The organism is Streptomyces albospinus (assembly GCF_014648695.1).
Classification (GTDB): domain Bacteria; phylum Actinomycetota; class Actinomycetes; order Streptomycetales; family Streptomycetaceae; genus Streptomyces; species Streptomyces albospinus.
This window is the reverse complement of the sequence record NZ_BMRP01000001.1, coordinates 1-22,772: the sequence shown is the minus strand read 5'-3', so window position 1 is coordinate 22,772 and position 22,772 is coordinate 1. Positions and strand designations below refer to the sequence as shown.

Genomic DNA, 22,772 nt, shown 5'->3' with positions numbered 1-22,772 from the left:
GTGACTGACACTCTGCTGGCTGACCTGCTCGCCACGCCGACCCCGCCCCCTGTATCCAGCCGCCAGGCCGATCCCGAACGCGACTACACCCGACAGATCGAGGTCTCCGGCGACGCGGCCGAGGTCACCGTGCGCGGCCCCGCCGAGATGGACCCCGATTCCTCGGCCGCCGACGTGCTCCGTGCTCATCACCTCGACCCTGCCGACTGGGACGTGAAGGCGTTCCGAAGCTCCGAATGGACGATGCCGAACGGCGAGCTCGGAGTCTCCACCCGTTTCACCTTCGCGCGACGCCAGTCCGTAGAAGCACAGCGTCCGAACCTGGACGAGCTCCTGGCCCTGGTTGACCAATACGACCCGCCCCGCCTGCTGACCGCCCAGCGACAGGGCGACCACACCCTGATCATCGCGCTCGGAGACATGCAGTTCGGGAAGGCGGATGGCGACGGAGTGGCCGGCACGCTCCAGCGCACAATCTCCTGCATCGACAAGGCCGCCGACCTGCTCGCCGAGTACCGCAAGCGCTTCTCGATCGGGCACGTTCACCTCGCCTGGCTGGGCGACCACATCGAGGGCTACCAGTCGCAGAACGGCGCGAACGCATGGCGGACCGCCCTCACGTTGACCGAGCAGATCCGCATCACCCGCCGGGTGATGGCGCACGCGGTGCTGCGTCTCGCGCCGCTCGTCGAGCGCCTCACCGTCGCGGCCGTACCGGGCAACCACGGCGAAGCCGTCAGGTTCAACGGCAAGGGCGTCACGCGGTACGACGACTCCCACGACACCGATGCCCTCGTCGCCGTCCAGGAGGCCGTCTCGCTCGCCCCGGACGAGTTCGGCCACGTCGAGTTCTTCGTGCCCGACACGGACGAGCTGACTGTGGTCGTCGAGTGCTCGGGAACCGTCGTGGCGCACGCCCACGGGCACCAGTGGCGCAGCGGAAAGCACTTCGAGTGGTGGAAGGGCCAGAGCTTCAACAAGGCCAGCGCCATGCACCAGGCCGATGTCCTCCTTGCTGGCCACCTCCACCACGAGTTCGTGGACACGGACGGACCGAGGACGTTCATCCAGGTTCCGGCCATGGAGTCCGAGTCGACGTGGTGGCGGCACCGCACCGGCACGGTCGGCGCCCCCGGACTGATGCTCCTGATCACTCGGGACGGCGAGGTTCCCGTGAAGGAGGTGGTCCGGTGAGCGAATCCGCGGACTGGTCAGTTCTCTCCCCCGACGTGATGGCCGTCGCTGGCCGTGCCGCCCGGCGCATCGCGGACGGCTACGAGGACCGGCTCACGATGGAGTACGACGACGCCTTCCAGGAGGCCGTCCTCATCCTGGCGACGAAGGCCGCGATGGTGCGCGAGTGCCTGAACGACCCGGGCCTCGGACTCGGCGTGCTGTACCACCGGCTCGTGCTCGACCTGACGGACAAGATCAAAACGCAGGCCCGGCACCGAGCCCGGCACACCTCGTACGAGGCGGCCTGCGAGCGTGTCGGCGCAGGTGAACGATGAGCGGCTACGACCGGCGCCTGATCGAGCACCTGTTGCCGGCCGTGTGGGACGTGGAAGCGGCCTACGGCATACGCAACCCCCAGGCGCCGGACGCCGACATGCCGAAGGGCACGGTCGACAAGAAGGCCGCGGGCATCCTGTTCGCCCACCTCGCCGACATCCGGCAGGCATGGAGGATGTGCGAGCTGTCACTCGGCGAGCGCCGGGCGCTCTTCCTTCGGTACTGCCTCGACTGGCCTGACAGCCTGATCGCCGCCCGTGACGGCGTAACTGACCGGGCCGTGCGGTACCGGCTCGAACGAGGTGTCGGCAAGATCGCCTCCCACCTCAACGGCATGGACTACGTGGACAGTTACGACCAGATGGAGGCTGCGGCTTGAGCGAGCTCATGCCCGAAGGGGCGATCGAGTATTGGGACGTCGCCACCCGCACGTACTACGAGCGCCGCGAGGACGGGACGGTCCTCTCGCGGCCGTACAACGAGGCGGAGAACGCGCAGGCGGATGCCCAGACGAACCGGCGGGCGCTAGTTGATCGGGTGCTCGCGGCGTCGCGGGCCACCGCAGACGACATCGCCGAGAACGCGGTGTTCCTCACCAGGTCGGAGCCGACGTACACCGAGCTCCTCCAACAGGTCCAAGCCCTGACGCGGCAGAGCACACGACAGGGCGAAGAGCTGTCGGACTTGACTCGGCTCGCGCTCAGTCGGCTGGGGTCAACCGCGCTGGTGGTCGAGTAACGAGTCGCCGCCCGCTAGCTCCGAGGCGGCTAGGGCCTGTCCGATGGGTCGCGTGGCAGGGTGGAGAGGGAATCGTTCCGTCCGGCATGGGGCGGGATGTGACAGGGGTGGGGTGGGCTTACTTGGCTTGCGCCCGCAAGCGTCAGCCGCGCGACCTGATCACGGCACGTCGATGTGCCCGACGGGCGATCCGACATTGTCTCCGATGTTGTGCTGCCTCCAGGCAGCGTCGACCTCGTCCTTGGTGATGTTGTCGGCGCCCGGGGATTCCTTGCGCGCCTTTTCGAGCGCCGCGCCGGTGGTCATCCCGCCCTGCGTCATGTAGCTGATGGCCTTGGCGATGATCGCCGCCAGCTGTTGCGTCTTCGTTGCCATGGTGCAGCCCTCTCGCTCGTCACTGATTGTCACGAGTAAATCACGGAGAGGAGTCGCTCGCCTATCCGCTGCACCCATTCAGGTGACAGCCGGACCCGCCGGGCAGGCCTTAGGCGGCGGCGTACCTGGTTTGATCAACTCGCGGCTGCGAGAGCATCAGTGATCCGGCCACGGCTGCAAGAACGCGGCTGATCTTCATCTCCCTCTCATGCCCGCAGGGCTCATAGCCTGCTGCCTTCAACACCGCCGCCCTGGCAAGTTCTGGCAAGTTTGTCGCCTGCCACCAGAGTTAGGGGCAAGCTCTGGCACATCGATCGTTACCTTCAACGGAGGTGGACATCATGGCCCTGCGTAAGCTCGGGAAGGACCCGGAGAGTCCGAGCGGCGGCTCGCCCACGGTCTATCTGGATGACGTGAAGAACACGTACCTCGTCCAGGGGCTGAAGGTCGAAGACGCCGAGCGTCTCAAGCAGATGGACATTCCGGGCCACGAGTCGGTGGTGGAGATTCCCCGGCGCATGGTGCAGTTCTTCTTGGAGGTGAAGGGTGACGAAGATCCCGACGTTTGAGGAGCTGTTTCGCGACTGCCAGCGGACAGCGGTCCACCTGGAGATGCGCGATTCGTACATGCGGTCGGACCCGGCCTTCGTCGACTGGAAGGCCGGAGTGGCACTCGACCCGGCTGAGCGCTGGGCCGACTGGCACACCATCGTCACGGAGGCAACGTCACGTGGCGTCGAGGTTCGACGCGCCCGTATCGTTTCAACACCAGTCAGCGAGTACATCCGCTTCGAGTACGACGTGACGGACGGGCTGAACATCGCTGCCGGCGAAAACGTGCGGTGGCTCTCGCGACGCCAGGCGACCGACATCGCGCTTCCGGGCAACGACTTCTGGGTGTTCGACTCCAGCCTCGTTCTCGTCAACTACTTCGACGGCGAGGGCGAGAACATGGAGCTCGAACTCACAGAAGACCCGGAGGTAGCGAAGCTCTGCGAGTCGGCCTTCGAGGCCGTGTGGAAGCGGGCAACTCCGCACGTAGAGTTCGAGTTGGCCTGACAACCCGAACTGCACTGTCACACTGACATGACATCGCCATCTTCGAGCGTCCAGGAAGCCCGCAAGGCGCTCGGACAACGCATGGCCGAGATCCGGCAAACAGCCGGACTTACCAAGCGTGCGCTGGCCCACAACCTGGGTTGGCATGAGTCGAAGGCATCGCGCTTCGAGAGCGGCACCCGTGCCCCCTCGGAGCGCGACCTTCGTGATTGGTGTTCCGCATGCGGCGCGGATGGTGAGGCCGAGGATCTCATCACCACAGCCCGCGGAATTGAGGGCATGTACGTCGAGTGGCGCAAGATGGAACGCCACGGCCTCAAGTGGGCGCAGGAGTCGGTTGTTCCCCTCTGGGAGCGCACCCAGCGGTTCCGCATCTACTCGCCGTGGCTCATCCCCGGCCCCGTACAGACGTCCTCGTACATCAAGGCGCTCCTGACCTCCATTCGGGACCGCCGGGGACTCGTCGACGACGTGCCGGCGGCTGTTGCCGTGCGCATGGAGAAGCAGAAGGTCGTCTACGGCAACCACAAGTTCGCCATCCTTCTCGAAGAGAGCGTTCTGCGCTGTCGCATCGGCGGCTCGGACGTACTGGCTGGCCAACTCGGTTATCTGCTCAGCGCCATGGCGCTCCCCTCCGTGAGCATCGGCATCATCCCCCAGGACGCGGACCGCTCAAATCTCTGGCCTGTCGAGGGGTTCTTCCTCTATGACGACGAGATCGTGAACGTCGAGCTCGTCTCGGCCCATCTCACCGTCGTCCAGAAGCACGAACTTGCCATGTATGCCAAGACGTTCAGCGACCTGGCGGAACTTGCCGTCTATGGCGTCGCCGCCCGTGAACTCATCACCGCAGCCATCGATTCTCTAGGGTGAACGCCTGGCAAGTTCAGGCACGTTCGTGGAGCACTCTCTACCCCCCTTCTTAGCTTGATTAGCACCGCTCAAAACTTGCCCGAAGGGGGCAGTGATGGCTTTGGCAAGTACCGGCAAGGCGCTAGGGACGGCCGGGGGCGCTGCGATCGGCAACCTCCCCATCGATGTCGAGGGGATCTCCTCGCGCACCGAATCCGTCCTCGCCATGCGGATGGACACCACGACTCGCGCGGCCATGGACGGCGCCACCCCGGCCATCGTGGGTCACCTGAACCTCCTGCTTTGTGAGGAGCTCGGCGCGAACGAGGATCAGGACGTAGAGGTACTGGTCCGCAAGGGATACAGCCTGATCGACTACACGCGCCGACCGTCCGAGAGCACCCCCACCTTCGGCGCGTACATCTACATGCGGGACGCCGCCCTTCTAACTCGACGGCTCCTGTGGATCTACACGCAGCGCAACGGGCTGGGTGCGCCGTGAGTGTCGGGGAGGATCAGATCGTTCGGGAGCTCAATCGCTACATCCACAGACACCCGGAAGATCAGATGGCCTTGATGCCGGCCTACGACGCAGCCCTCGACCACTCGCGCCGTCAAGCCTGCACCCACAGCCAGCGCTGCCCCCTCGTCATGGCGGCTGCCGTCGTCGTCGACGAACAGGATCGCGTCCTGTGCTTGCGGTACGAGAGGGGCTTTGCCCTCGCAGAAGCTGAGCCGGAAGACGAGGACAACTCCCTTGCCGAAGCGGCTCTCCGCCTCTTGGCTGAGGAGGTCGGCATCCGGGACGTGTGGACGCAGCCCGCCGACGAGGGCCCCTTCTTGGTCGACGTAACGGAACCGAGACGACACACGTACGGGCCACGCCTGCGCGTTGGGTTCCGCTACCTCTTCCGAGCGCACTCGGGTGCGGTCTTCCCCTCGGCTATCGAAACGGGCGCGGCGTCCTGGGTGCCTCTCGCAGAGATCGGCATCACGTCACTGCGAAGCCGCCTGGAAAGCCTTCTGATCGGAATCTGATGAGTCACCGAAACCACCAACTCGCGTACGTCCTCAGTCTCGTAGTTCTCGGCGGGGCCCTTTTGCTGGGCATCTGGAGGGGCTGAGTGTACGAGCGCAGAACCGAGGAGCAGCCCGCCATCCCTCCTCCGCCCATCGGAACGGTGAAGGCAATGAGGCCGCCAGCAGATGTCCGCGTTGGCGACTTCATCTACCTCGACGGCAAGTACCAACGGGTCCAGGACATGCGGTCGGCCGGCACCGCGGCTCACCGTGTCCTGCTCTTCGCTGGACGCCCCCCGTGGACCATGCGACGGGCCCAGGACACCTTCCGTCCCGCGTCGCCTCACTGATCGCGGCTCACCAGGGCCTAGCGCCATCCGTCTCACCCCCATCACGCGAGGAGCTTCGCCATGCGCTTCCGCAAGATCCATGGAGCGGGGAACGACTTCATCCTCCTCTCCGACCCCGAGCCCGGCAGCCAGAAGGACTGGCCGAAGGAGGCTGAGCGCCTCTGCGCCCGACGAACTGGTGTCGGCGCGGATGGTCTCGTCATCAGCAGCCTGATCAGCAAGGCGCCCGCGCTTCTCGAAGTCGAATGCTTCAACGCCGACGGCTCGATCGCCACGATGTGTGGCAACGCTCTCCGGTGTACCGCCTGGGCCGCCCATCGCGACCACGGCTTCGGAGAGATGAGCCTGCGCATGGCGGGAGTGACGCACGAGGCGCTCGTCAAAGACGACTCCATCTGGGTCACCGCCGAGGTCGGCGTGATCCAACCCCGGCGAGTGCACACCGTCATCCATGGCAAGCCGACCTGGTTCGACAGTGCCCACACAGGCACCGAACACGTGGTCGCCGTTGTCGACGATGTAGAGGCCATCGACGCGGTCATGGTCGGGCGCCTTGTCCGCCACCACGCCGACCTGGCCCCTCTGGGGACGAACGTCAACTTCGTCCAGGCCCTCGGAAACCAAGCCCTCAAGATCCGGACGTACGAGCGCGGGGTAGAGGAAGAAACCCTCTCCTGCGGCAGCGGAGCCGTTGCGGCCGTCGTCATCGCCACTATGCGCGGGCTCGTGGCACCGCGCGCCGTCACCGTTCACAACCGTGCCGGGGAGCCGCTCACGGTCCGGCCGCACAGCAACCGACCCCACCGGACCCAGTGGGTCGGAGGTCCAGTCACCAACACCTTCGAAGGGGTGCTCGCATGACTCTCTTCCTCACCTCCAGTTCGGAACGCGCGGTGCAGAAGGCCGCCACTTCCCTTCGCGACTGGCAGCGCGACCGACAGGGACTCCACGTCGCTCTGATCTACGGACCGGTGTCTGCCGAGGACCGGCTCTACCACTCGAAGTGCCCCGTGGACCAGCGCTCCGTGACCGCCCTGTCCGAGGCCCTGGACGACATCGGAGCCCAGTGGAAGGTACTGAACCCCTGCGAGCCTGACTTCATCACGGAACTGGCCGCATACGACGTGGCCCTGTCCAACCTCCACGGCCCCTTCGGCGAGGACGGCCGGTTGCAGGGCCTTCTCGACTACCTGCGCGTGCCCTACTGCGGCAGCGGGGTACAGGCATCCGTAGTGGCCGCGGACAAGATCCTCTGCAAGCGAGTGATGCTGACCCTCGGCATCCCGACCCCCGCGTGGCGCGTCTGGTCGGGCGGCCCGGCGAACTGGAACGGCCGCCCCGTGATGGTCAAGCCTCCCTCCGGCGGGTCCAGCGTGGGCATGAGCCTCGTACGCGACCCGTTGGACCTGCCCCGAGCTCTGGCGGACGCTGTCGGCACGGAAGGCGGCGAAGTGCTCGTCGAGGACTACGTGACCGGCACACCGCTGACGGTGGGTCTTCTGGAGCTGCCGGGAGGCCCGGTCGTCGTCTTTCCGCCGCTGACCACGGAGGCGACCGAGGCCGACTTCTACGACGCCGACACCAAACTCGACGTGAACTCCAAGGGCGCCGTCGCCGTGCGGGCCGCAGAGCTGTCGCCTGATGTGCTCGACAAGATCACCAGCGACGCCCGCGTCCTGTGGGACGGGATCGGCCTGCGCGGCTCGGCACGCATCGACTTCGTCCTCACCGAGACGGGTGAGCCGTACGTGCTGGAGGTCAACAGCACGCCGGGCATGTCCCGAGACAGCAACTTCGCGGTAGGGGCAGCGATGGTCGGGCTCACGCACACGGACGTCGTGCTGGCCATGCTCCACGAAGCCCTTGCCCGGCCGCCGTACGATGTGCCCCTGCCCGCTCCCGTATTCGCCCGCTCGACTTCGGTACGGGAGGCTGCTGCCTGACCCGTAGGAGTCCGCCGCTGTGCCGCGCGTCCACGAAGTCCCCATGTGTCGTCAGCTCATCACCTCTCCGGAGTGGGATTTCCACGGGGGGTGGGCACTGGGAGACAGGATCGAATGGTCCAACCGGGCGTGCGGCCTAGCGTCGCTGAGAATGGTCCTGCTCGCCTATGGCCGCGAGGCACCCACCGTCACCGAGCTGCTGAAGCTCGCGGTCAAGCACGAGGTTCTGACGCCCCGTGGAGCACTCCACGCCGGGATCGCGAGCCTGGCCACTGACCTCGGAGTCCCATCCACCGCTGAGCCCATTCCCGTCGAGGAGCTGCCGGCACGACTCGACTCAGCACCACTGATCGTGTCCGTGACCGAGCAGCTCCCCGACGACGGCCGCAAGGGCGGCCACCTGATCATCCTTCGCGGCTACGACGGTGGCCCAGATCCGACCATCCACTTCCGCGACCCATCGGCCTGGGGCCAGGAGCACGACCACGTTCCGCTCAGCCGCCTGGCCCACTCGTACACCGGCCGCGCGATCACCTTCGCGCCCCTGAACGATGGAGAGTCTTGATGACCGAGGCAGACGGCGGAACGCCCCAGGCCGAAGGCGGCCGGACGATCGCCGTACTCGGAGAGATGCTCGAACTGGGCGACGAGGCTGTGGAGGCACACCGCAAGGTCGGACGCATGGCCGGTGAACTCGGCGTCGACATCGTGATCGGCGTTGGCGGCGACATGGTGAAGCAGCTCGTTCTCAGCGCGGGCGAGGCCGGTGTGGAACAGCTCGCGCTGGTCGCCGACAACGCGACCGCCGCCGACTTCCTCGAAAAGATCCTCCTCCCCGGCGACAAGGTGCTCGTCAAAGCCTCACGAGGCGGGATGTTGTGGCAGGTCGCCCAGCGGCTCACTGGACAGCCCGTCACGGGGCTCGGGGACCACTAGGTTGGCAGGATGGACGACGAACCACTGGAGGAGTGGGCGGAGCGCCGAAAGGCGAAGATCGGCCGTCTACGCGCAGTTCCTATCGTCTCGGGCTACGGCCCCAAGGGCTCGCATCTGAATCCGAATGCTCCCCGCGTCATCGAGCGGTGGAATGGGCACGCCTGGGAGCCGTGCGCGTTCGCGGCCAACCTCGCTGAGACAAAACGCATCCTGTACCCCGAGGCCCAAGAGCCGCCAACTCCGGGTCCGGCGCCGAAGCCCCTTGGCTCAGGCACCGGCAAGCACCGGAAGCCCCAGGCGCCCAGGTCTGACCGGCGCTGACCTTCACGGGCGCCCCGGCCCGTCCGCTCCCCCTGTGGCGGACGGCCGGGGCCTCCCCACCTCCGGAAGGGTCTCCCGGGCCTTGTCGGCGCCCTCGACTACCTCGTCCTTTACTTCCGCTTCCCCGGGCTGGACGTTGTTGTCCGTGGCGGCGGTGACGACGGCCTCAACGACCTCGCCTATCGCAACCCGCGGAATGTCGTCGTGGCCCTCAACGGTCTGCGTTTCGGTCGCGACGGTCACGGTGTCCGTCTGGGGGTCCGTGACAGTTACCGAGACCGTGGAAGGCGGAGCATCGGGGGTCTCCTCGACGGGCGCCTTGACCTCGACGGTGACGATCATGCTGTCGGTCATCTTCGATTCGGCGGTGACGGTGACCATCCCGTCTTCCGGCTCGGACACCATGAAGGTCGGCGCGCTGCCGGGCGCGCTGATCGCCTTCATGTACGACTTAAACGGCAACAGGCGACCCACGAGGTCTTCGACGGGCCCTTCGATAGCGTCCGGGAGGATCGCGTCAGCCGACCTCTTGAGGTTCTCCTTAAAGCCCCTACTCTGCGGCTTGCCCGACTCCTCCTTGCCTGGCTTCTCGGCATCGCGCCGGCCGTACGTCTGGGGTGCAGACGAGCCGTCGTCATTCGGCAGCGCGCCTTCGCCTCCCGAGCCATCCCCGGACTTGCCCATCTCCGCCGGGGCGATTTCGCGGTAGACCGGTCCGGCTGCCAAGACGGTGGAGCCACCGAAGGTGGGTGACTTCGCTTCCGGCTCCGCGTCCGGAGTGGACACGTTCGACTCTCCGTACGCGAGGGAGTGAGCGTCCTCGGCCGAAACGCCGCGCCGCAGGGCTTCCTTCACGACCGCTGCCCGTTGCTCCTCGGTCAGCTGCACTCCGGCGATGCCGCCACGCCCGTCAAAGTACGTCGGAACGTACCCCTGCTTCGGCTTGCGGCGGTACACGTCACCCGCGTCCGGGTCTGCGTCGGGCAGCGCTTCGGCGGGCCCCTTGGCCGCTACCGATTCATCGGCGGTCTGCGCAACGCTGAAGGTGCCCGTGAACACGACGGCAGTGGCGAGGATGCCGTACCCAAGCTGGGCCGTCCGCCTCTGAGGCGCCCCCTTCGGCGGCAACGCAAGGGCCCAAGACACAGGCGTACGACGACGAGACATGGGCAGGTTCCTTCCCCCTGAACAACTGGTTCCGCTTACTTTTAACATGGAACAGCAGTTCGAGGACAAGGGGTATTTATTGGATCTTCCGGCTCCTCCTTGAGGCTGATTAGGTCCAACCCTTGGGGTGGACGACACGAGCCATTCACCCCGTTACCGGCGGGTAAGACAGCGCGCACCCCGGGGCGCCGGAGCAGCCCCATGCCGCGCGACACGCATCCAGCACCGATCCAGCACGGTACGGATGAAGAGGGGTGATGAGAGGTGACGAGGCGTCAGATTATCCAGCACCGATCCAGCACGGGAAAAACTAAGGGGCCCACCCCCGGAGGAGTGGACCCCTTCCGACCTGCATGTTTGCCAGATCAGCGATGTGGTGATATGTCAGCCGCTACACATTGAACCGGAACTCCACCACAACCCCTCTGACCTGCGTAGATGTAGGCGCATCCCAGCACCATCCCAGCACGGGATTCACGGCAAAGTACAAGAAGATTCGACGCCGACAGCGCTATCCAACATCCGCAGACGTCGGTCCATGGATGCTCGAAGCTCTGGCCGAGCAGGCCCCCGCCCTCACCCCCGCCGTGACATGCCTTGGGCACGGCATCCGTGTTCCCGCCTCAGTCGGCGGTGCCGGGCTCCACGACCCACTCGGCTTGCAGCCCGCTCACCGAGGCGATCATGTCGAAGTCGCCGTCGTAGTGCAGGACCGTGGCCCGATGCCGTTCGGCGGTTGCCGCAATAAGAACGTCGGCCAGCGACAGCGCCCGATGGAAACCAGCGTTCAGGCCCAGGGCCTGGATCTCGAGCGCCCGCTCGAACTCCTCGTCGTTGCACGGCAGGTAGTCGAATCCACGGAGCAGGGTACGCAGTCGCAGCGCCTCGGATTTTCCTCGCGCCGAGTACAGCACCTCATACTCGGTCGGGGCGCACACTGCTAGGAGCCCATCTCGGTCCAGCGCATCCAGCCGAGCCCGCACTGCCGGTTTACCCCGGCGGGCCAGCGCTGACTTATCGATGAGGTAGCGCCCCTTCACGCCGCCGAAGCCCCGCCTTCGCGCTTCAACGAGCCGTCCGGGTTCCGCGGCCCCGTCTGCGACCGGATCTCCGCGAACACGTCCTCGAACTCCCCCTCGTCAATGGCATCGAACAGCTCCCGGCGCAGCCGCAGCCTCACCCCCTCCTCCATGGCTGCCCGCACTGCGGCGGCCTTCGTCTTCACCCCGTACACCCGCATCGCCTGCTCGACGATCTCCTCGTCCAGATCGATCACAGTCCTGGCCATGAGTTATCCCTCCACAACCCGACGACCCAACAACGATATCAGTTTAGAATCGAAAATGACATCACAATGCTGGAGCGTGTAGAGGGCACCTCGATCAGGGGCGGGAACAAGGCCCCGGAGATCGATCACCAGCCGGATCGTTCAGCTTGCAGTTCAAAGTCTCGCCCAGACCCTCGAGGGCGTACGGCCGAGTCACTCCGCGTAGAACATTCCGTACCCGCCCTCACGATGCAGCGGACGTACATGAAGATCAGAGCGGGGACGTCGTTGCCGGCCCAGTCGGCCACCCGGGGCAGGCGGGAGGTTACATGCGCACCCGCAGGACCATCTCCTCCACGACCTCGCGAGGCGTGTAGTACGAGCCACTCTTCTGCCGGAGCTGTTCGTCGTAGACCTCAAGGAACGACTCGTACAGATGCAGATAGGCATCACGACGCCCCTAGCGGATGGACTCCCAGCGCACTGCGTCGATCACGCGCACGAGTAAGTCCAGCGTCACCTCGAAGCTGTCGGTGACGTTGTCGGTGAACAACTGGAGGGCCTTGCCCACCAGGGCATGCCCGGCATCGAGTCGTCGGCCAATCTCGTGCAGCCCGGTGTCCGTCAGGCGTAGGTCCTCCGTGCGAGCCAGCAGCAGCGCGAAGGTAACAGCCTGCGCGTAACCGTCCGCGAAGGTGGCGTCGCCTGCCGTCGGGAAGAGAAGCTTGCGCCGATCACCCATCAGACCGGTGAACCGAAGATCCCTCGGACGCGCCCCATCGGCGGTGGGCGGGCAGGCGACGGCCGGCGCAGACGGTGTCCGATCCCACTGCTTGTGGGGAAGACCGCCTGGGCCGATCTCAAGCTCCAACTCCAGTCGGCTGCGTTGTCGTTGGCCCGACGAGAGGGAGCGTCCCGTGAGATAGGCTTTTACTGCTGCGCACCTTCCCGGAGGGTACGAGGCGGAGTCCACGGTCCAGTCCACTGGCCGTGAGTGACGGATGGCGCGGATGCCCGGTAGGGCGGTCCTACCATTCCAAACTCACACCATGGAGTGGGCCTTTATGGAACCGGTCGAGTACAAGCCTGCGCGTCGTCCCTGGATCCGCGAGATCCTGGCCGGCGCCGCCGCGAGCGTGATCTCCAACCTCGTGTGGGAGGCACTGGCGGTGGCAGCGCGCCACCTCATCTGAGGCAGGCATGTGGCGGGCCCGGCGAGCCCGCCACTCTTCAGTCTGTCTGGCTTCAGCCCTACGGCGAGGATCCTTCAGAAGAGCAGTTCCTGCCCGGGAGGGGTGTCATTACCCTTCCTCTTCGGGCTGGGGAGATGTGGTATCCGTGCCTCGGCAGGGAGGTTTTCCCACGTGGGCCGCAGGCCGTGTATCTGCACGTCACCTACGCAGCTCTTGAGGTACGCCTGTGTCTCCTCATCCGTGGAGTACAGCACCGTCGCCCGGCTCGCCCTGGTCATGAGCACGTGGTACGCGTGCCGAACACATCGCGCGAACTCCTCCTCTTTTTCTTCCTCGCTTCCCGTCCCCTCACGGAGCTTCATGTCGAACGAACCGGGCACTTTGACACGTTTGACCTTGCTTTCCGCCTCCTCATACCACTGCCCCTTGCGGTAGACCCAGCGGTCGCCGCGTCTCACCATGTCCTCACCGAGGATCACCCCGCACCAGTCCCACTCGAGGCCCTGAGCCGTGTAGACGCAGCCGATCTGGTTGATGCCATACGGGTGCACTGACCATTTCGTGGACGGGGGCACCGCTCCGTTCTCGCGGAAGGAGTCGCCTTTGGCGTTCCACGGTCGGTGCCAGTCACCGATCCGTACGTCTGTCTCCAGGCGCGCGGCCTTCCCCTGTCCCACCGGCTCGGTCCACGGCCAGCAGAAGCCGGCCACCATGCGAGCCGTCGCTCCCGCCTCCGCCTCGGTCCTGATGATGTGCTCGAGTTCCTCTGGACTGTCCGCGACTTCGACATGCATCAAACCGTCGGGGGTCCACTCGGTGGTTCCTGCCTCGATGTCGAGGACAGCCCGCACCCAGCGGATGTAGGCGTCACTGCCCCCACAGCGCCATTCCTCCCTGAGGCCATAGCGGAGTGGAGTGATCCCCCGCGCTCTTGCGGCTCCCTCGATCCGGCTCACCGTTCCGACTTCCTTGGGTCGCACGGACTGGCTCTCGTCGAGAAAGAACACTGTGAGGCGGGAGGCATCGAGCAGATCGTCCACCTGAGGCTGCTTGCCCGACTTCTCCTCTCGGCGGTATATGTCGATGGTTCGCTCTCTCAAGCGATGCGCCTCGTCGCAGATGAGGACGTCCAAGGGAGGGTCCGGGGGTGTCACGAAGTGGCTGAAGTAGGCGAACCTCTTCCTGAACTCCTTGTCGGTGTAGCCCACCTGCTCCTGGAGCGCCCCGTTGAAGGCACGGCTGCCGCTGGCGTACTTCACCGTTTGTCCGGCTGCCTCGAAATCGGCCCTGAGCTGTAGGCCCACGGCGCTCTTTCCGGTACCTGCGCCACCCGTCACGATGAACACGGCTCGTCCGTCGTCCGGCGGCGGAGCGGGCTGATCGGGATTGCCGAGAACCAGGGCGGCTCGTTGCAGAACACTCGCCGCCACTCTCTTCTGCTGCCCGCGCAAAGTGAACACCGTGTCCTCTCCGCGAGATCTGATCATCGCGTCGAGAAGCGGCGTGTTGCGCAGGTTCATGAACCGCAGGAATTGCTCGGCCTCGGAAGCCGCGCCGTCCTCCGCGAAATGCCGTCGCAGGTCCACAAGGAGCAGGTCGCGGCTGTCGCGGGTGTACACACGCTCATAGGCTCCAGTCGGCGCCAACGTATCGAGCAGCGGTCGAACTGAGTCGTCGGTGGCATTGTGCAGATACGCGAATCCGCCGCATTCGACCGTGATGTCACGCAGCGGTCCCTGGTCTCCAGTGAACAATTGGTATGTGTTCCTGAGTTGCAACGCAGGATGCTTCTTGGGCCTTTTGTATCCCGGCACACTCACGAGCTTCGCGGTGGCGGCTTCCACCTGCGTCACCATTGACCATCGCTTCAGCTCGACGAGTTGGAACGACGGCAGACGCGTCTCCGGGTGTCTGCCCACGAGCACGACGTCGATGAGGGGCGGCTCCCCCTTCTTCGGTTCGTCGACCGTCGCCGCGCACTCGACGACCATCTCGACGTTGCCCCGCTCCGCCTCAACCAGGTCTTCCGCCAACTCGACCAGGCTCTCGGCCCATGCCTCCCGTTCTGTATCGGACACATCGCGCCCTCGGAAGTACCGGTATCTGGCGGCGAGATGCGGCACCATCCGCCGCCTCGAGTTCAGAGTGAGCAGGTCCTGCGCAGACAGCCTCAGCAGGAGCATGGACACGAGGTGGTTCCCCCAGGGCACGAGTGACTCGTGCGGGTGGGGGCGTGTCCTCGCGTAGAGGAAGCCCGTCGGGCCGCAATTGGTAAGGGTGATCTTAGGGAGCTCGGCAGCTCACGCGAACTCCTCCCGCCGACTCGTGGCATGTCAGCGGCAAGTTGGCGAAAAATCTGTTAGTTCAGGCCGGTCGTTTACGCCGTGACAGCCACGCGCCGCCTGGCACCCACCAGTTCTCGTAGTCTCTCCTGCGTCTCCCGATCCGTGGAGCAGACGACCGTGCCAACCATTCCGCGGGTCAGCAGCACCTTGTACGTGTTGCGGATCAGGCGATCCACATCGGCGTCCGGTGTCGAGCGCTTGAACACCGGGTCCTTGGACGCCGTACGGTCCGTCACCCATCGGTCGCCGCGCCACACCAGGTCGGGGCCGATGATGACGCCGGACCAGTCGTACTCGAAGCCCTGGGCGGTGTAGACGCAACCGATCTGACCAAAGCCCGCCGGGTCCGTGGCCCACAGGGCGGACGGCGGTGCGCCGGAGACAGAGCGGTCGCCGCGCAGGTTCCAGGGGCGCGCCCAGGCGCCGATCCTCACGTCTGCCGGAAGGGGCTGTCCCGGCTTGGGTTCCGGGGACCACTGCCAGCAGTAGCCGGCTGAGATGCGAGCGCTGTAGCGCTGGCCGCGGCGGCCGTCCAGGAAGCTTTCCATCTCCTCCGGGCTGTCGGCCAACAGGAGTTGCATGCGGTCATCCGGGTCCCACACCACCGGGCCGCCGGGCTCCAGCCCCAGAAGCCGCACCACCCAGCGCAGGTAAACTTCGCTCCCGCCGCAGCGGAACTGGCTTTCCAGCCTTACGACGGGGCAGTTCAGCCCCCTGCGTGCCGCTGCGGCTCGAATGTCTTCCACCGTGCCCATCTCGCCCGGGCGCACGACCTGGTGCTCGTCGAGCAGGAAGACGGGCACTTTGGCCACGTCTATCAGTTCGTCGATCTGCTGCTTGCCGGTCCGGCGTGCGGCCGGCGTGTACCGGTTGGCGGACGTCTCACGGATGCGGTGGGCCTCATCGCAGACCAGGACGTCGAGGCTGTTCTTGTCCGTCGTCATGAAGCTGTTGAAGTACTTGAAGAGATCCTGCACTTCGCGCTTCCTGGCACCCGCGACCTTGCGCATCGTCTTGGTGAAGGACTGGGACCCGGTCGCGTGCAGAGCCGGGATGCCTCGCCGGTACAACTCGCCGAGCAGGGAGAGCGCGATGACGCTCTTGCCGGTGCCAGGACCACCGCTGATGACCACGACCTCCTTGTGGTCGGACTGCTGGGCCTTGCGTACCGCGTTGAGGACCTTGCGGTAGGCGACCTGCTGTTCGTCGAGGAGCACGAACTGCTCCCTCTCACGGACTTCCTGTGCTGCGACCGCCATCAGCTGCTTCGAGGGGACCGTCTTGCCCGCGAGCAGCGCGTCAGCGGCTGCGGCGCCCGGATACTCAGGGCTGAGCCGGGCACGAACGTAGTCGATGAACCCACCGCGGGTGTCGCCCGCGAACAACTGGCCCCACTGGTCGGACTCGATCTCGCGCAGTGCAGCCACATCGAACTCGGTTGCGTTATGCAGGAAGGCCACTCCCCCGACCCTCTCCGGGTGGCCGGCGACAGCGCCGTTGAAGTTGACGAGGTACTCGCAGTAGCGGCGCACCTGCTCGATGGGGTTGAGGACCGGCTGAGTATAGGAAGGGACGTGGCAGAGGACTGGGTCGTCCTCGTCCGGGACTACATCGCTCCACTGCTTGAGCTCCACCACGACATAGGAGGGGTCGCCCGTGCGTGGGTGGATCCCGGCGAGAACCGCGTCGGCTCGCTTGCTGTTCATCGGGAGCGCGTACTCAAGCATGACCTCCACGTCACCGAGTCCCGCGTCATTGAGCGCGGCGGTCAGCGCGGGGATGCTCCGCTCCCAGGACCGCGCCTCCGAGGGGTTGGGCCGGAAGCCGTGCATGTGGGTGAACTGCTCGGTGCGGTGGAGATAGAGCGAACTGTCGAGCGCCATGGCGGCGACCGTTTTCGCAGACGCGCGGAACAACAAGGACTTCCCCCCGGGCAGCACGAAATAGGTCGTGCGGGTGGGGGCCTGTCCTTCGAGACTCCACGGGGTGGAGCGGAAGCCCGTCGGGCCGCGTTGACGGTGTGTTTGAGGGTACCTGGCGGTATTGACTGTCGTACCGGTGGTCGCATCGGCGGCAGCACGCGTCGCCCTTGGGGCCTGGACTCCTCTGCGGGTACCCGACCATGAGTCGACAAACCGACTGCGACTGAACACTCCATGTCGAGCGAGCGCCCACCCCACATCGTCACTCACCGGCACGGCCAGAATGCGCCCCCGGGCGTTTTCCGTCCGGGGAAAAGGACGTCTGAACTGTGGGAATGTGGAGCGGCAGACGAGTCGGACTCTTCGCCGGGTTCTGTCCCAGCACCGTCAGCCCATCCGCATCCCGGCACAATCCCAGCACGGTACGGATGACCAGGGATGACGACAGGTGACGAGGGGTCAGCTATCCCAGCACCATCCCAGCACGGGAAAAACAAAGGGCCCGACCCCGAAGAGTCGGGCCCTCCCTGACCTGCACGTTTGCCAGATCAGCGACGTGGCGGTATTGCACCCACTACACGTTGAACCGGAACATCGACGACTCCGCAGCGACCTGCGGTGATCGCCCGATTCCGGACGCGATCCAGCGGCGGTCCAGCAACCGGGCCGCACCGGTGACCGGCCCCGGGCCGCGCCACCGCGGGCGCGTCGGCCGGCGCCGGGCCCAGCGCCCGTTCCAGGGCCTGCCGGCACCGCTCCCACGCGGCGGGCACCAGGTGCCCGTAGATGTCGACCGTCGTCTTGATCGACGTGTGCCCGAGCCACCGGGAGACCTCGTGGAGGGGCACCCCGTGCGCCAGCGCGGTGGAGGCGAAGAAGTGGCGCAGGGTGTGCGGGGTGTACCTGGGGGTCCGGTCCTGGCCGATGAGACCGGCCGCCCACACCGCCCTCCGGAAGTCGGGACCGTAGGTGGTCCCGTCGCCATGGTGCCCGCCGCCGCTCCGGTTCGGGCGAATAGCACGTGCCGGTCTCCCACCAGGGTGGCGCCCCAGCGCCGCAAGTGCACGTCGATCTCCTGCTCCAGGAAGGCGCGCAGCGGGACGTCGCAGTAGGCGCCGGGGGTGCAGTGTTTGAGGGGCCAAAGCAGTCCGGGCAGTCGGCGCGGTGCGCCGTGCGGCTCACCAGCTCCCGTATCCGGAGGACGTCGGCCCGGCGGCACACGGGCGATGAAGGCAGCACCGACCTCGTTGAAGAGGGCGGCGGCTTCGCGGTGGGCACCCGCCAGGAAGCGGACCTGGGCCAAGGAGAACATGAGGTCGTCGTGCAGGACGCCATCCTGGGCACGATGGATGGCGCCCGCGAGCAGCCCGGCGGGAGCTACAGGCTCCGCTATCCGACTCGGGAACCGACTCGCTGTCTACGGGAGCGGTCTGCACCTGGACAGCGTGACCACCGCCCGGACACCCCCCCGACCAGCTCAGCTGATCTTCGCGTCCGCAAGTTGCGACAACCAGGATTGCAGCGAAATGAGCCGGCCACTCGCGATTCGTTTATGCATTTCCGGTGCGGCACCCCGCACGTCAGAGCCATAAGCGGCAGACGGCCCCTCTGGATTCAGATGAATAACACGTGAGAACAGTGGGGAGTTCTGGGCTCTATTATCACAAGCCCGGACGAGCCGCGCGGCATCGAACTCGTTAGTTACGAGCACATACTCGAAGTCTTCACCATGAGACTCAAGGTCTGCGTAATCCGCAAAGTCGGCCCTGAATTGCTCCTCCCTATCACTTCGAACACTCCATTTAGCGGTGATCAGGATCCGATGGCCATCTCGCCGGACCAAAGCAAGATCAACCTGGCGACGCTTAGTGGTTTTACGGGCCGGCCTGAAACCCGGGATCTCATCCAACCACTTACGCACCAGAACTTCGTGTGTCCCAGCTACCTCAGGTATTCTGCGCAGAATCTCTGCTAGAGTATCTTCGAACCCTTCCCCAAGTAGATTCTTGCGCTTATTCTCATTGGCAAGATGAGCGGTCACGCGCTCAGAAAGCTGCCGGCGGACGGAGGCTGACAGGGGGGCACTCAGGGCGTCACCCAGTGTGTTAACTACGATGTCAACTAGCTCCGGATCCTCGCCAGGCTCCGGGAAGAAGCGGCCTTCGAAGGGCTGTCGTTGCAGAGCGGCTTTCGACAACTGGTCAGACATCATTGCCGCGGAGGCAGCAGACAAGGAAGTAATAGCCTGACTGAAAAGCCAATCGACGTGCTGTTGCAGCTTATCCGGCCTTATGCTCAACTGGCTCGTCACCCAGTCATGGAATCTCAGTGACCGCAAATACCAAGGCCGCCCCGGCTGGCACTTATCGCTCTCATAACAGTGAGCTAGGCCAATGCGCCTGTCCACCCACAAAAGCAACCGATAGGCGTGAAGCCACGCATTTTCTGGCGTGACCTTATCATTTTCAGCAAAATACTGACTCAAAAGGCGAGCACGGTTTTCGACACCAAAAGCCCCCTTGGCCACATCCTCAACGCGCTGCGGTAAATCGCCAGCCGTATCGAGAGGGAGCTGAACGCGGTCAGACATTCCGGCTTACTCCTGTAGAAGCGGGCTTCACAGCGGCGCAAACAGCACGAGCAATTGCAGCAGCCAGAAGCGGCGGAACGGCGTTACCGACTTGACGGTAACGCGAATGGGCGGCCCCGCCATCGATCCTTCCTGGAAGACTGCCCTTTCTTTCATCAGTCGTGAATACGAAGTGATCCGGGAAGGACTGCATCCTGGCAAACTCTCGCACACTGAGAGATCGAGGCGCGTCATAATGGTAAACCGAATCCGCCTTTGTGTTGAGCGTCCATGCCCACATCTCGGGGTGTAGGCGGCGGTAGGCATAGTAATGACGACGCCCCAGTTTCCCGGAGCCGTTGCTAGGTCCCCACTTTTTCCCAGAGATATACCGCTCAAGGAAACGCTCAGGCAGATCTTTATGATTGCCGCCAGGCGGGATCTCCCGGAGCCTGAGAGCCGTATCTTCGTTCACTCGGGGGAGGCTGACGTTTTTCAGCATTCCGGCGCTTTCTCCGCGCATCAGCTTCTGATACGCCGATTCAGCTTCCGGCAACTTGCTGAAAGATACCTCTTCGCCTCGCCGCCCAGCTTTCATGCCACGCAAATCCGAGATAGCTTGCGCAGCACTCACCACGCTGAGGTCGTGGGCGTCCATCAAGCGTTGTAGCAACGTTGCGGCGTTCTCCCCTCGGGCTTGAACGCTGTATCCCTCAGTAGTTCTAATCAAGTTCAGGGCATTCACTGCTCCGGTTCCGATTAGCCGAGGTGGAGAAATGGAAAGTTGACGGTGAATCCCGATGAAAATGATCCGCTTTCGCGTCTGCGGGACGCCGAAGTCTGCCGCGTCCAGAACCTGCGGCAAGACTGAATACTCTCCTTCAAGGGCCAGGTCCGTAACTACTTGTTCCAGTACGCCCATTTGCGCCATACCTGGAACGTTCTCCATTACAAATGCCCGCGGCCTCATCTTGCCGATCATGGCAACAAACTCGCGATAAAGCGAATTTCTGGGGTCGTCAATCAGCCTGGAGTGATTGCGCACCTGGGAAAACGCCTGGCAAGGAGGCCCACCCACTAGAATGTCTAGGTTTTCCCCAGCATTCAAAACCTGTTCGCGGACCTCGTCCTGGCGGATATCACCGTTAATGCACATAGCCTGTGGGAAATTGACTCTGTACGTGGCGCAAGCGTCCGGGTCCACATCCGATCCCGCCAGTACATGTGCACCGGCTTGCCGGAACCCTTCCGACAGACCTCCGGCACCCGCAAAGAGATCCATGACGGACAAGCCTGCACCGGGCATGGTGGCTGGGTCACCCAGCCCACTCCGCAAGTCTTGCCCCACAGTGAACAGCGGCACCTGTTCCACTACTGTCACTGTCTCTCCTTGGCAGCCGGGCCCGAGTGGTGCGGGTCGCGAGTGACTGGGGTAGCCTACCTTCCCGCGTCAAGCTGTGAGTCACGAGGCGGCAAGACATTGGCGGCTCAACTCGTTGCAGTACAGCTGGAACCCTCGACGGCCAACATCTCGGCCGCCTGCCCACGCTTGGGGACTCAGTCAGAGGAGAGAAGGATGTCTTCCGCTGAGAACCGCAGAGTCAGAGCATGGGAGAAAGGGCGCAACCCTCGTCCGCTCAGCGAAGGCCGCTCGCGGAACATGCAAGCGATCCGGCGTACAGGGACCAAGCCTGAGGTAACCCTGCGGTCAGCTCTCCACGCCGATGGGTTGCGCTTCCGCAAGGACCTGCGCTTGGACCTAGCAAGCAGCGTACGGGTCAGACCAGACATTGTCTTCACTGCTCGCAAGGTGGCAGTTTTCGTGGACGGGTGTTTCTGGCATTGCTGTCCCAAGCACGGCCGGCAGCCAACCGTTAATGAATGGTACTGGACTCCAAAACTACGCCGAAACGTAGAGAGAGACCGGATCGCCGACACCGCTCTCGAAGAAGCGGGGTGGGTAGTTGTGCGTGTGTGGGAGCACTCCACGGTCAGCGAGGCTGTCCGCGCGGTAAAGGATGCGCTGCGACGCGAGAGCGACAAATAGGAGCAAAACGGCTCCTGATATTCGGCCACGTCTGCGTCGGCGCCGGCCTGGTGGTGCTCCTTCAGCGGCGCCTCAACGTCCCGGGCGACCTCCGCGCACGTGGCAGCCGTCGAGACGATACACGGCGGGAGCGGCACCAGCCGCACCCGCCCCGCAACCGCCACGATGGCGCAAATGCACAGGTCAGCGCCGCACGAACAACCAGCCATGTTTCGCGGCTCCATCCAAGCAGTTGAACCTACAGCCAAACACTGACGGTCTATCGCTTCAGCCCGACGACCGTCTGGATCACCAGCTGCCCACCCTCAGTCAGCGGCTTTCCGTTCCCGCGTCTGGGTCCCCCGAATGGCTACGAGAGGTCGTACGTGCCCTCGACGGTCACCATGGATCCGGAAATCGGCACGTCACGCCCATTCCCATCTGCGTCACGCCCCGCCGGGGGCTCGAACCTGCGGCCCCGAAACATCAACAACTCCGCTATCACCCGCGGTGATCGTCCGATTCGGGCCCGATCCGGCGTCCGGGCCAGCCCACGACCGACACGGTTCTTGCCCGATTAGGGCGCGGGCGAGCCAGGGCGCAGTGCGGTCTGCATCACCGTCCGGCAACGGCCCCAAGAGGCGGGGACGAGATGCCCGTAAACGTCGACGGTGGTCTTGATCGATTTGTGGCCCAGCCAGCGGGAGACCTCGTGGATGGGGATGCCGTGGGCGAGTGCGGTGGAAGCGAAGAAGTGGCGCAGACCGTGCGGGGTGTACTTCGGGTCCCCGTCCGGCTTGACGATGCCCGCGCCCTTGAGGGCCTTCCTGAAGTGGTAGGCGTAGGTGTTCGCCGTGGGCATGATGCCCTTGCCCCGGTCGCGCGGCGCGAACAAGACCTCCACGCCCGCCGTCGTTACCGTTCCCCACGCCTGCAGGTGCGTGTCGATTTCCTGGGCGAGGAAGGCGGGCAGGGGAACGTCTCGGTACTCCCCCTCGGCTCGATGTTTGAGCGGTTTGAAGCGAGTCTTGCAGTCGTCGCGGTGCGCCTTCGAGCTGACCTGTCGGCGCACGCGCAGGAAGTCGGCGCGGACACAGTCAATGGTGAAAGCCAGAGTCTGTGCCTCCCCTCGTAGTGTGGAGATGTCCGCTATGAGGAAGTTCGATGGCAGAGATAC

28 protein-coding genes are annotated in these 22,772 nt (G+C 64.9%); 16 read left to right on the top strand and 12 right to left on the bottom strand.

What is annotated here, in order from left to right; genetic code table 11:
- The 4 genes from IEZ17_RS00130 to IEZ17_RS00115 are packed head-to-tail and all read left to right on the top strand — an operon-like array spanning nucleotide 1 to nucleotide 2,250.
- A complete protein-coding gene (locus IEZ17_RS00130) occupies nucleotides 1-1,194 on the top strand; it encodes a hypothetical protein (RefSeq protein ID WP_189294998.1) in 1,194 nt (397 codons plus the stop codon).
- Nucleotides 1,191-1,511: a hypothetical protein gene (locus tag IEZ17_RS00125; RefSeq protein WP_189294996.1), complete on the top strand. Its 321-nt coding sequence runs from the start codon at nucleotides 1,191-1,193 to the stop codon at nucleotides 1,509-1,511. Before IEZ17_RS00130 ends, IEZ17_RS00125 begins: the two co-directional genes overlap by 4 nt.
- A complete protein-coding gene (locus tag IEZ17_RS00120; protein ID WP_189294994.1) occupies nucleotides 1,508-1,891 on the top strand; it encodes a sigma-70 RNA polymerase sigma factor region 4 domain-containing protein in 384 nt (127 codons plus the stop codon). The genes IEZ17_RS00125 and IEZ17_RS00120 overlap by 4 nt, the downstream gene beginning before the upstream one ends.
- Nucleotides 1,888-2,250: a hypothetical protein gene (locus IEZ17_RS00115; RefSeq protein ID WP_189294992.1), complete on the top strand. Its 363-nt coding sequence runs from the start codon at nucleotides 1,888-1,890 to the stop codon at nucleotides 2,248-2,250. The genes IEZ17_RS00120 and IEZ17_RS00115 overlap by 4 nt, the downstream gene beginning before the upstream one ends.
- Before the next feature lie 159 nt (nucleotides 2,251-2,409).
- Here the strand turns inward: IEZ17_RS00115 and IEZ17_RS00110 are convergent, their stop codons facing one another.
- A complete protein-coding gene (locus IEZ17_RS00110; RefSeq protein WP_189294990.1) occupies nucleotides 2,410-2,625 on the bottom strand; it encodes a hypothetical protein in 216 nt (71 codons plus the stop codon).
- Nucleotides 2,626-2,966: 341 nt separating this feature from the next.
- On the opposite strand from IEZ17_RS00110, the gene IEZ17_RS00105 reads away from it, so the two are divergent.
- The 10 genes from IEZ17_RS00105 to IEZ17_RS41815 all read left to right on the top strand — a co-directional run bounded on the left by IEZ17_RS00105 (nucleotide 2,967) and on the right by IEZ17_RS41815 (nucleotide 9,106).
- Entirely contained in the window at nucleotides 2,967-3,194 is a 228-nt protein-coding gene (locus IEZ17_RS00105) for a hypothetical protein (RefSeq protein ID WP_189296139.1), read from the top strand.
- A complete protein-coding gene (locus tag IEZ17_RS00100) occupies nucleotides 3,172-3,684 on the top strand; it encodes a DUF6879 family protein (RefSeq protein WP_189294988.1) in 513 nt (170 codons plus the stop codon). The genes IEZ17_RS00105 and IEZ17_RS00100 overlap by 23 nt, the downstream gene beginning before the upstream one ends.
- Before the next feature lie 27 nt (nucleotides 3,685-3,711).
- A complete protein-coding gene (locus IEZ17_RS00095; protein ID WP_189294986.1) occupies nucleotides 3,712-4,557 on the top strand; it encodes a helix-turn-helix domain-containing protein in 846 nt (281 codons plus the stop codon).
- A 94-nt stretch (nucleotides 4,558-4,651) separates the two neighbouring features.
- Entirely contained in the window at nucleotides 4,652-5,038 is a 387-nt protein-coding gene (locus IEZ17_RS00090; RefSeq protein ID WP_189294984.1) for a hypothetical protein, read from the top strand.
- Nucleotides 5,035-5,574, top strand: a complete 540-nt coding sequence (locus tag IEZ17_RS00085; RefSeq protein WP_189294982.1) for an NUDIX domain-containing protein — start codon at nucleotides 5,035-5,037, stop codon at nucleotides 5,572-5,574. Before IEZ17_RS00090 ends, IEZ17_RS00085 begins: the two co-directional genes overlap by 4 nt.
- 392 nt (nucleotides 5,575-5,966) lie before the next feature.
- Entirely contained in the window at nucleotides 5,967-6,767 is an 801-nt protein-coding gene (dapF, locus tag IEZ17_RS00080; protein ID WP_189294980.1) for a diaminopimelate epimerase, read from the top strand.
- Nucleotides 6,764-7,849, top strand: a complete 1,086-nt coding sequence (locus tag IEZ17_RS00075) for a D-alanine--D-alanine ligase family protein (protein WP_189294978.1) — start codon at nucleotides 6,764-6,766, stop codon at nucleotides 7,847-7,849. The genes dapF and IEZ17_RS00075 overlap by 4 nt, the downstream gene beginning before the upstream one ends.
- A 151-nt stretch (nucleotides 7,850-8,000) precedes the next feature.
- Complete coding sequence (locus IEZ17_RS00070) at nucleotides 8,001-8,414, top strand: cysteine peptidase family C39 domain-containing protein (RefSeq protein ID WP_506005241.1); 414 nt, start codon at nucleotides 8,001-8,003, stop codon at nucleotides 8,412-8,414.
- On the top strand, nucleotides 8,414-8,785 hold the full coding sequence (locus IEZ17_RS00065; RefSeq protein WP_189294973.1) for a glutamate ligase domain-containing protein: 372 nt from the start codon (nucleotides 8,414-8,416) through the stop codon (nucleotides 8,783-8,785). Before IEZ17_RS00070 ends, IEZ17_RS00065 begins: the two co-directional genes overlap by 1 nt.
- 9 nt (nucleotides 8,786-8,794) lie before the next feature.
- Nucleotides 8,795-9,106 carry a DUF6087 family protein gene (locus tag IEZ17_RS41815; protein ID WP_229851602.1) on the top strand — a complete coding sequence of 104 codons (312 nt, stop codon included), beginning with the start codon at nucleotides 8,795-8,797 and terminating at the stop codon, nucleotides 9,104-9,106.
- Nucleotides 9,107-9,109: 3 nt separating this feature from the next.
- On the opposite strand, the gene IEZ17_RS00060 is transcribed toward IEZ17_RS41815, so the two are convergent.
- The 5 genes from IEZ17_RS00060 to IEZ17_RS00045 all read right to left on the bottom strand — a co-directional run bounded on the left by IEZ17_RS00060 (nucleotide 9,110) and on the right by IEZ17_RS00045 (nucleotide 12,282).
- Nucleotides 9,110-10,165 carry a hypothetical protein gene (locus IEZ17_RS00060; RefSeq protein WP_189294972.1) on the bottom strand — a complete coding sequence of 352 codons (1,056 nt, stop codon included), beginning with the start codon at nucleotides 10,163-10,165 and terminating at the stop codon, nucleotides 9,110-9,112.
- A gap of 731 nt (nucleotides 10,166-10,896) precedes the next feature.
- Nucleotides 10,897-11,313, bottom strand: coding sequence for a PIN domain nuclease (locus IEZ17_RS00055; RefSeq protein ID WP_189294970.1), 417 nt, complete (start codon nucleotides 11,311-11,313; stop codon nucleotides 10,897-10,899).
- On the bottom strand, nucleotides 11,310-11,561 hold the full coding sequence (locus IEZ17_RS00050; RefSeq protein ID WP_189294968.1) for a type II toxin-antitoxin system VapB family antitoxin: 252 nt from the start codon (nucleotides 11,559-11,561) through the stop codon (nucleotides 11,310-11,312). Before IEZ17_RS00050 ends, IEZ17_RS00055 begins: the two co-directional genes overlap by 4 nt.
- 304 nt (nucleotides 11,562-11,865) lie before the next feature.
- Nucleotides 11,866-11,982 (bottom strand): N-6 DNA methylase, encoded by a 117-nt coding sequence (locus IEZ17_RS41810; RefSeq protein ID WP_268249799.1) that lies wholly within the window; start codon nucleotides 11,980-11,982, stop codon nucleotides 11,866-11,868.
- 18 nt (nucleotides 11,983-12,000) lie between these two features.
- A complete protein-coding gene (locus IEZ17_RS00045) occupies nucleotides 12,001-12,282 on the bottom strand; it encodes a hypothetical protein (RefSeq protein ID WP_229851601.1) in 282 nt (93 codons plus the stop codon).
- A 307-nt stretch (nucleotides 12,283-12,589) separates the two neighbouring features.
- Here IEZ17_RS00045 and IEZ17_RS00040 point away from each other — a divergent pair, with 307 nt between their 5' ends.
- Nucleotides 12,590-12,733, top strand: a complete 144-nt coding sequence (locus IEZ17_RS00040) for a DUF6408 family protein (RefSeq protein ID WP_189296250.1) — start codon at nucleotides 12,590-12,592, stop codon at nucleotides 12,731-12,733.
- Nucleotides 12,734-12,807: 74 nt separating this feature from the next.
- Here IEZ17_RS00040 and IEZ17_RS00035 read toward each other — a convergent pair whose 3' ends face one another.
- From IEZ17_RS00035 to IEZ17_RS00015, 5 genes are all read right to left on the bottom strand, one after another.
- Nucleotides 12,808-14,916, bottom strand: coding sequence for a DUF2075 domain-containing protein (locus IEZ17_RS00035; RefSeq protein ID WP_229851726.1), 2,109 nt, complete (start codon nucleotides 14,914-14,916; stop codon nucleotides 12,808-12,810).
- A 194-nt stretch (nucleotides 14,917-15,110) separates the two neighbouring features.
- The gene (locus IEZ17_RS00030; protein WP_189296137.1) at nucleotides 15,111-16,997 is read right to left on the bottom strand and encodes a DUF2075 domain-containing protein; all 1,887 of its coding nucleotides are present in this window, start codon (nucleotides 16,995-16,997) and stop codon (nucleotides 15,111-15,113) included.
- A 551-nt stretch (nucleotides 16,998-17,548) separates the two neighbouring features.
- On the bottom strand, nucleotides 17,549-17,944 hold the full coding sequence (locus IEZ17_RS00025; RefSeq protein WP_229851599.1) for a tyrosine-type recombinase/integrase: 396 nt from the start codon (nucleotides 17,942-17,944) through the stop codon (nucleotides 17,549-17,551).
- A 533-nt stretch (nucleotides 17,945-18,477) separates the two neighbouring features.
- Nucleotides 18,478-19,590: a hypothetical protein gene (locus IEZ17_RS00020; RefSeq protein ID WP_229851596.1), complete on the bottom strand. Its 1,113-nt coding sequence runs from the start codon at nucleotides 19,588-19,590 to the stop codon at nucleotides 18,478-18,480.
- Nucleotides 19,583-20,950: a DNA cytosine methyltransferase gene (locus IEZ17_RS00015; RefSeq protein ID WP_229851595.1), complete on the bottom strand. Its 1,368-nt coding sequence runs from the start codon at nucleotides 20,948-20,950 to the stop codon at nucleotides 19,583-19,585. The genes IEZ17_RS00020 and IEZ17_RS00015 overlap by 8 nt, the downstream gene beginning before the upstream one ends.
- 195 nt (nucleotides 20,951-21,145) lie before the next feature.
- Between IEZ17_RS00015 and IEZ17_RS00010 the strand changes: the two genes are divergently transcribed.
- Entirely contained in the window at nucleotides 21,146-21,616 is a 471-nt protein-coding gene (locus tag IEZ17_RS00010; protein WP_189294964.1) for a very short patch repair endonuclease, read from the top strand.
- Nucleotides 21,617-22,172: 556 nt separating this feature from the next.
- Here IEZ17_RS00010 and IEZ17_RS00005 read toward each other — a convergent pair.
- Nucleotides 22,173-22,772: site-specific integrase (locus IEZ17_RS00005; RefSeq protein ID WP_189294962.1), on the bottom strand; the 600-nt coding region annotated here is incomplete at its 5' end.

Excerpts from the sequence above, each read along its gene's own strand:
- IEZ17_RS00120 (WP_189294994.1), top strand. The coding sequence starts at position 1,508 with ATGAGCGGCTACGACCGGCGCCTGATCGAGCACCTGTTGCCGGCCGTG.
- IEZ17_RS00110 (WP_189294990.1), bottom strand. The coding sequence starts at position 2,625 with ATGGCAACGAAGACGCAACAGCTGGCGGCGATCATCGCCAAGGCCATC.
- IEZ17_RS00105 (WP_189296139.1), top strand. The coding sequence starts at position 2,967 with ATGGCCCTGCGTAAGCTCGGGAAGGACCCGGAGAGTCCGAGCGGCGGC.
- IEZ17_RS00095 (WP_189294986.1), top strand. The coding sequence starts at position 3,712 with ATGACATCGCCATCTTCGAGCGTCCAGGAAGCCCGCAAGGCGCTCGGA.
- IEZ17_RS00090 (WP_189294984.1), top strand. The coding sequence starts at position 4,652 with ATGGCTTTGGCAAGTACCGGCAAGGCGCTAGGGACGGCCGGGGGCGCT.
- dapF (WP_189294980.1), top strand. The coding sequence starts at position 5,967 with ATGCGCTTCCGCAAGATCCATGGAGCGGGGAACGACTTCATCCTCCTC.
- IEZ17_RS00075 (WP_189294978.1), top strand. The coding sequence starts at position 6,764 with ATGACTCTCTTCCTCACCTCCAGTTCGGAACGCGCGGTGCAGAAGGCC.
- IEZ17_RS00070 (WP_506005241.1), top strand. The coding sequence starts at position 8,001 with ATGGTCCTGCTCGCCTATGGCCGCGAGGCACCCACCGTCACCGAGCTG.
- IEZ17_RS00065 (WP_189294973.1), top strand. The coding sequence starts at position 8,414 with ATGACCGAGGCAGACGGCGGAACGCCCCAGGCCGAAGGCGGCCGGACG.
- IEZ17_RS41815 (WP_229851602.1), top strand. The coding sequence starts at position 8,795 with ATGGACGACGAACCACTGGAGGAGTGGGCGGAGCGCCGAAAGGCGAAG.
- IEZ17_RS00050 (WP_189294968.1), bottom strand. The coding sequence starts at position 11,561 with ATGGCCAGGACTGTGATCGATCTGGACGAGGAGATCGTCGAGCAGGCG.
- IEZ17_RS00045 (WP_229851601.1), bottom strand. The coding sequence starts at position 12,282 with ATGGGTGATCGGCGCAAGCTTCTCTTCCCGACGGCAGGCGACGCCACC.
- IEZ17_RS00040 (WP_189296250.1), top strand. The coding sequence starts at position 12,590 with ATGGAGTGGGCCTTTATGGAACCGGTCGAGTACAAGCCTGCGCGTCGT.
- IEZ17_RS00035 (WP_229851726.1), bottom strand. The coding sequence starts at position 14,916 with ATGCTCCTGCTGAGGCTGTCTGCGCAGGACCTGCTCACTCTGAACTCG.
- IEZ17_RS00020 (WP_229851596.1), bottom strand. The coding sequence starts at position 19,590 with ATGTCTGACCGCGTTCAGCTCCCTCTCGATACGGCTGGCGATTTACCG.
- IEZ17_RS00010 (WP_189294964.1), top strand. The coding sequence starts at position 21,146 with ATGTCTTCCGCTGAGAACCGCAGAGTCAGAGCATGGGAGAAAGGGCGC.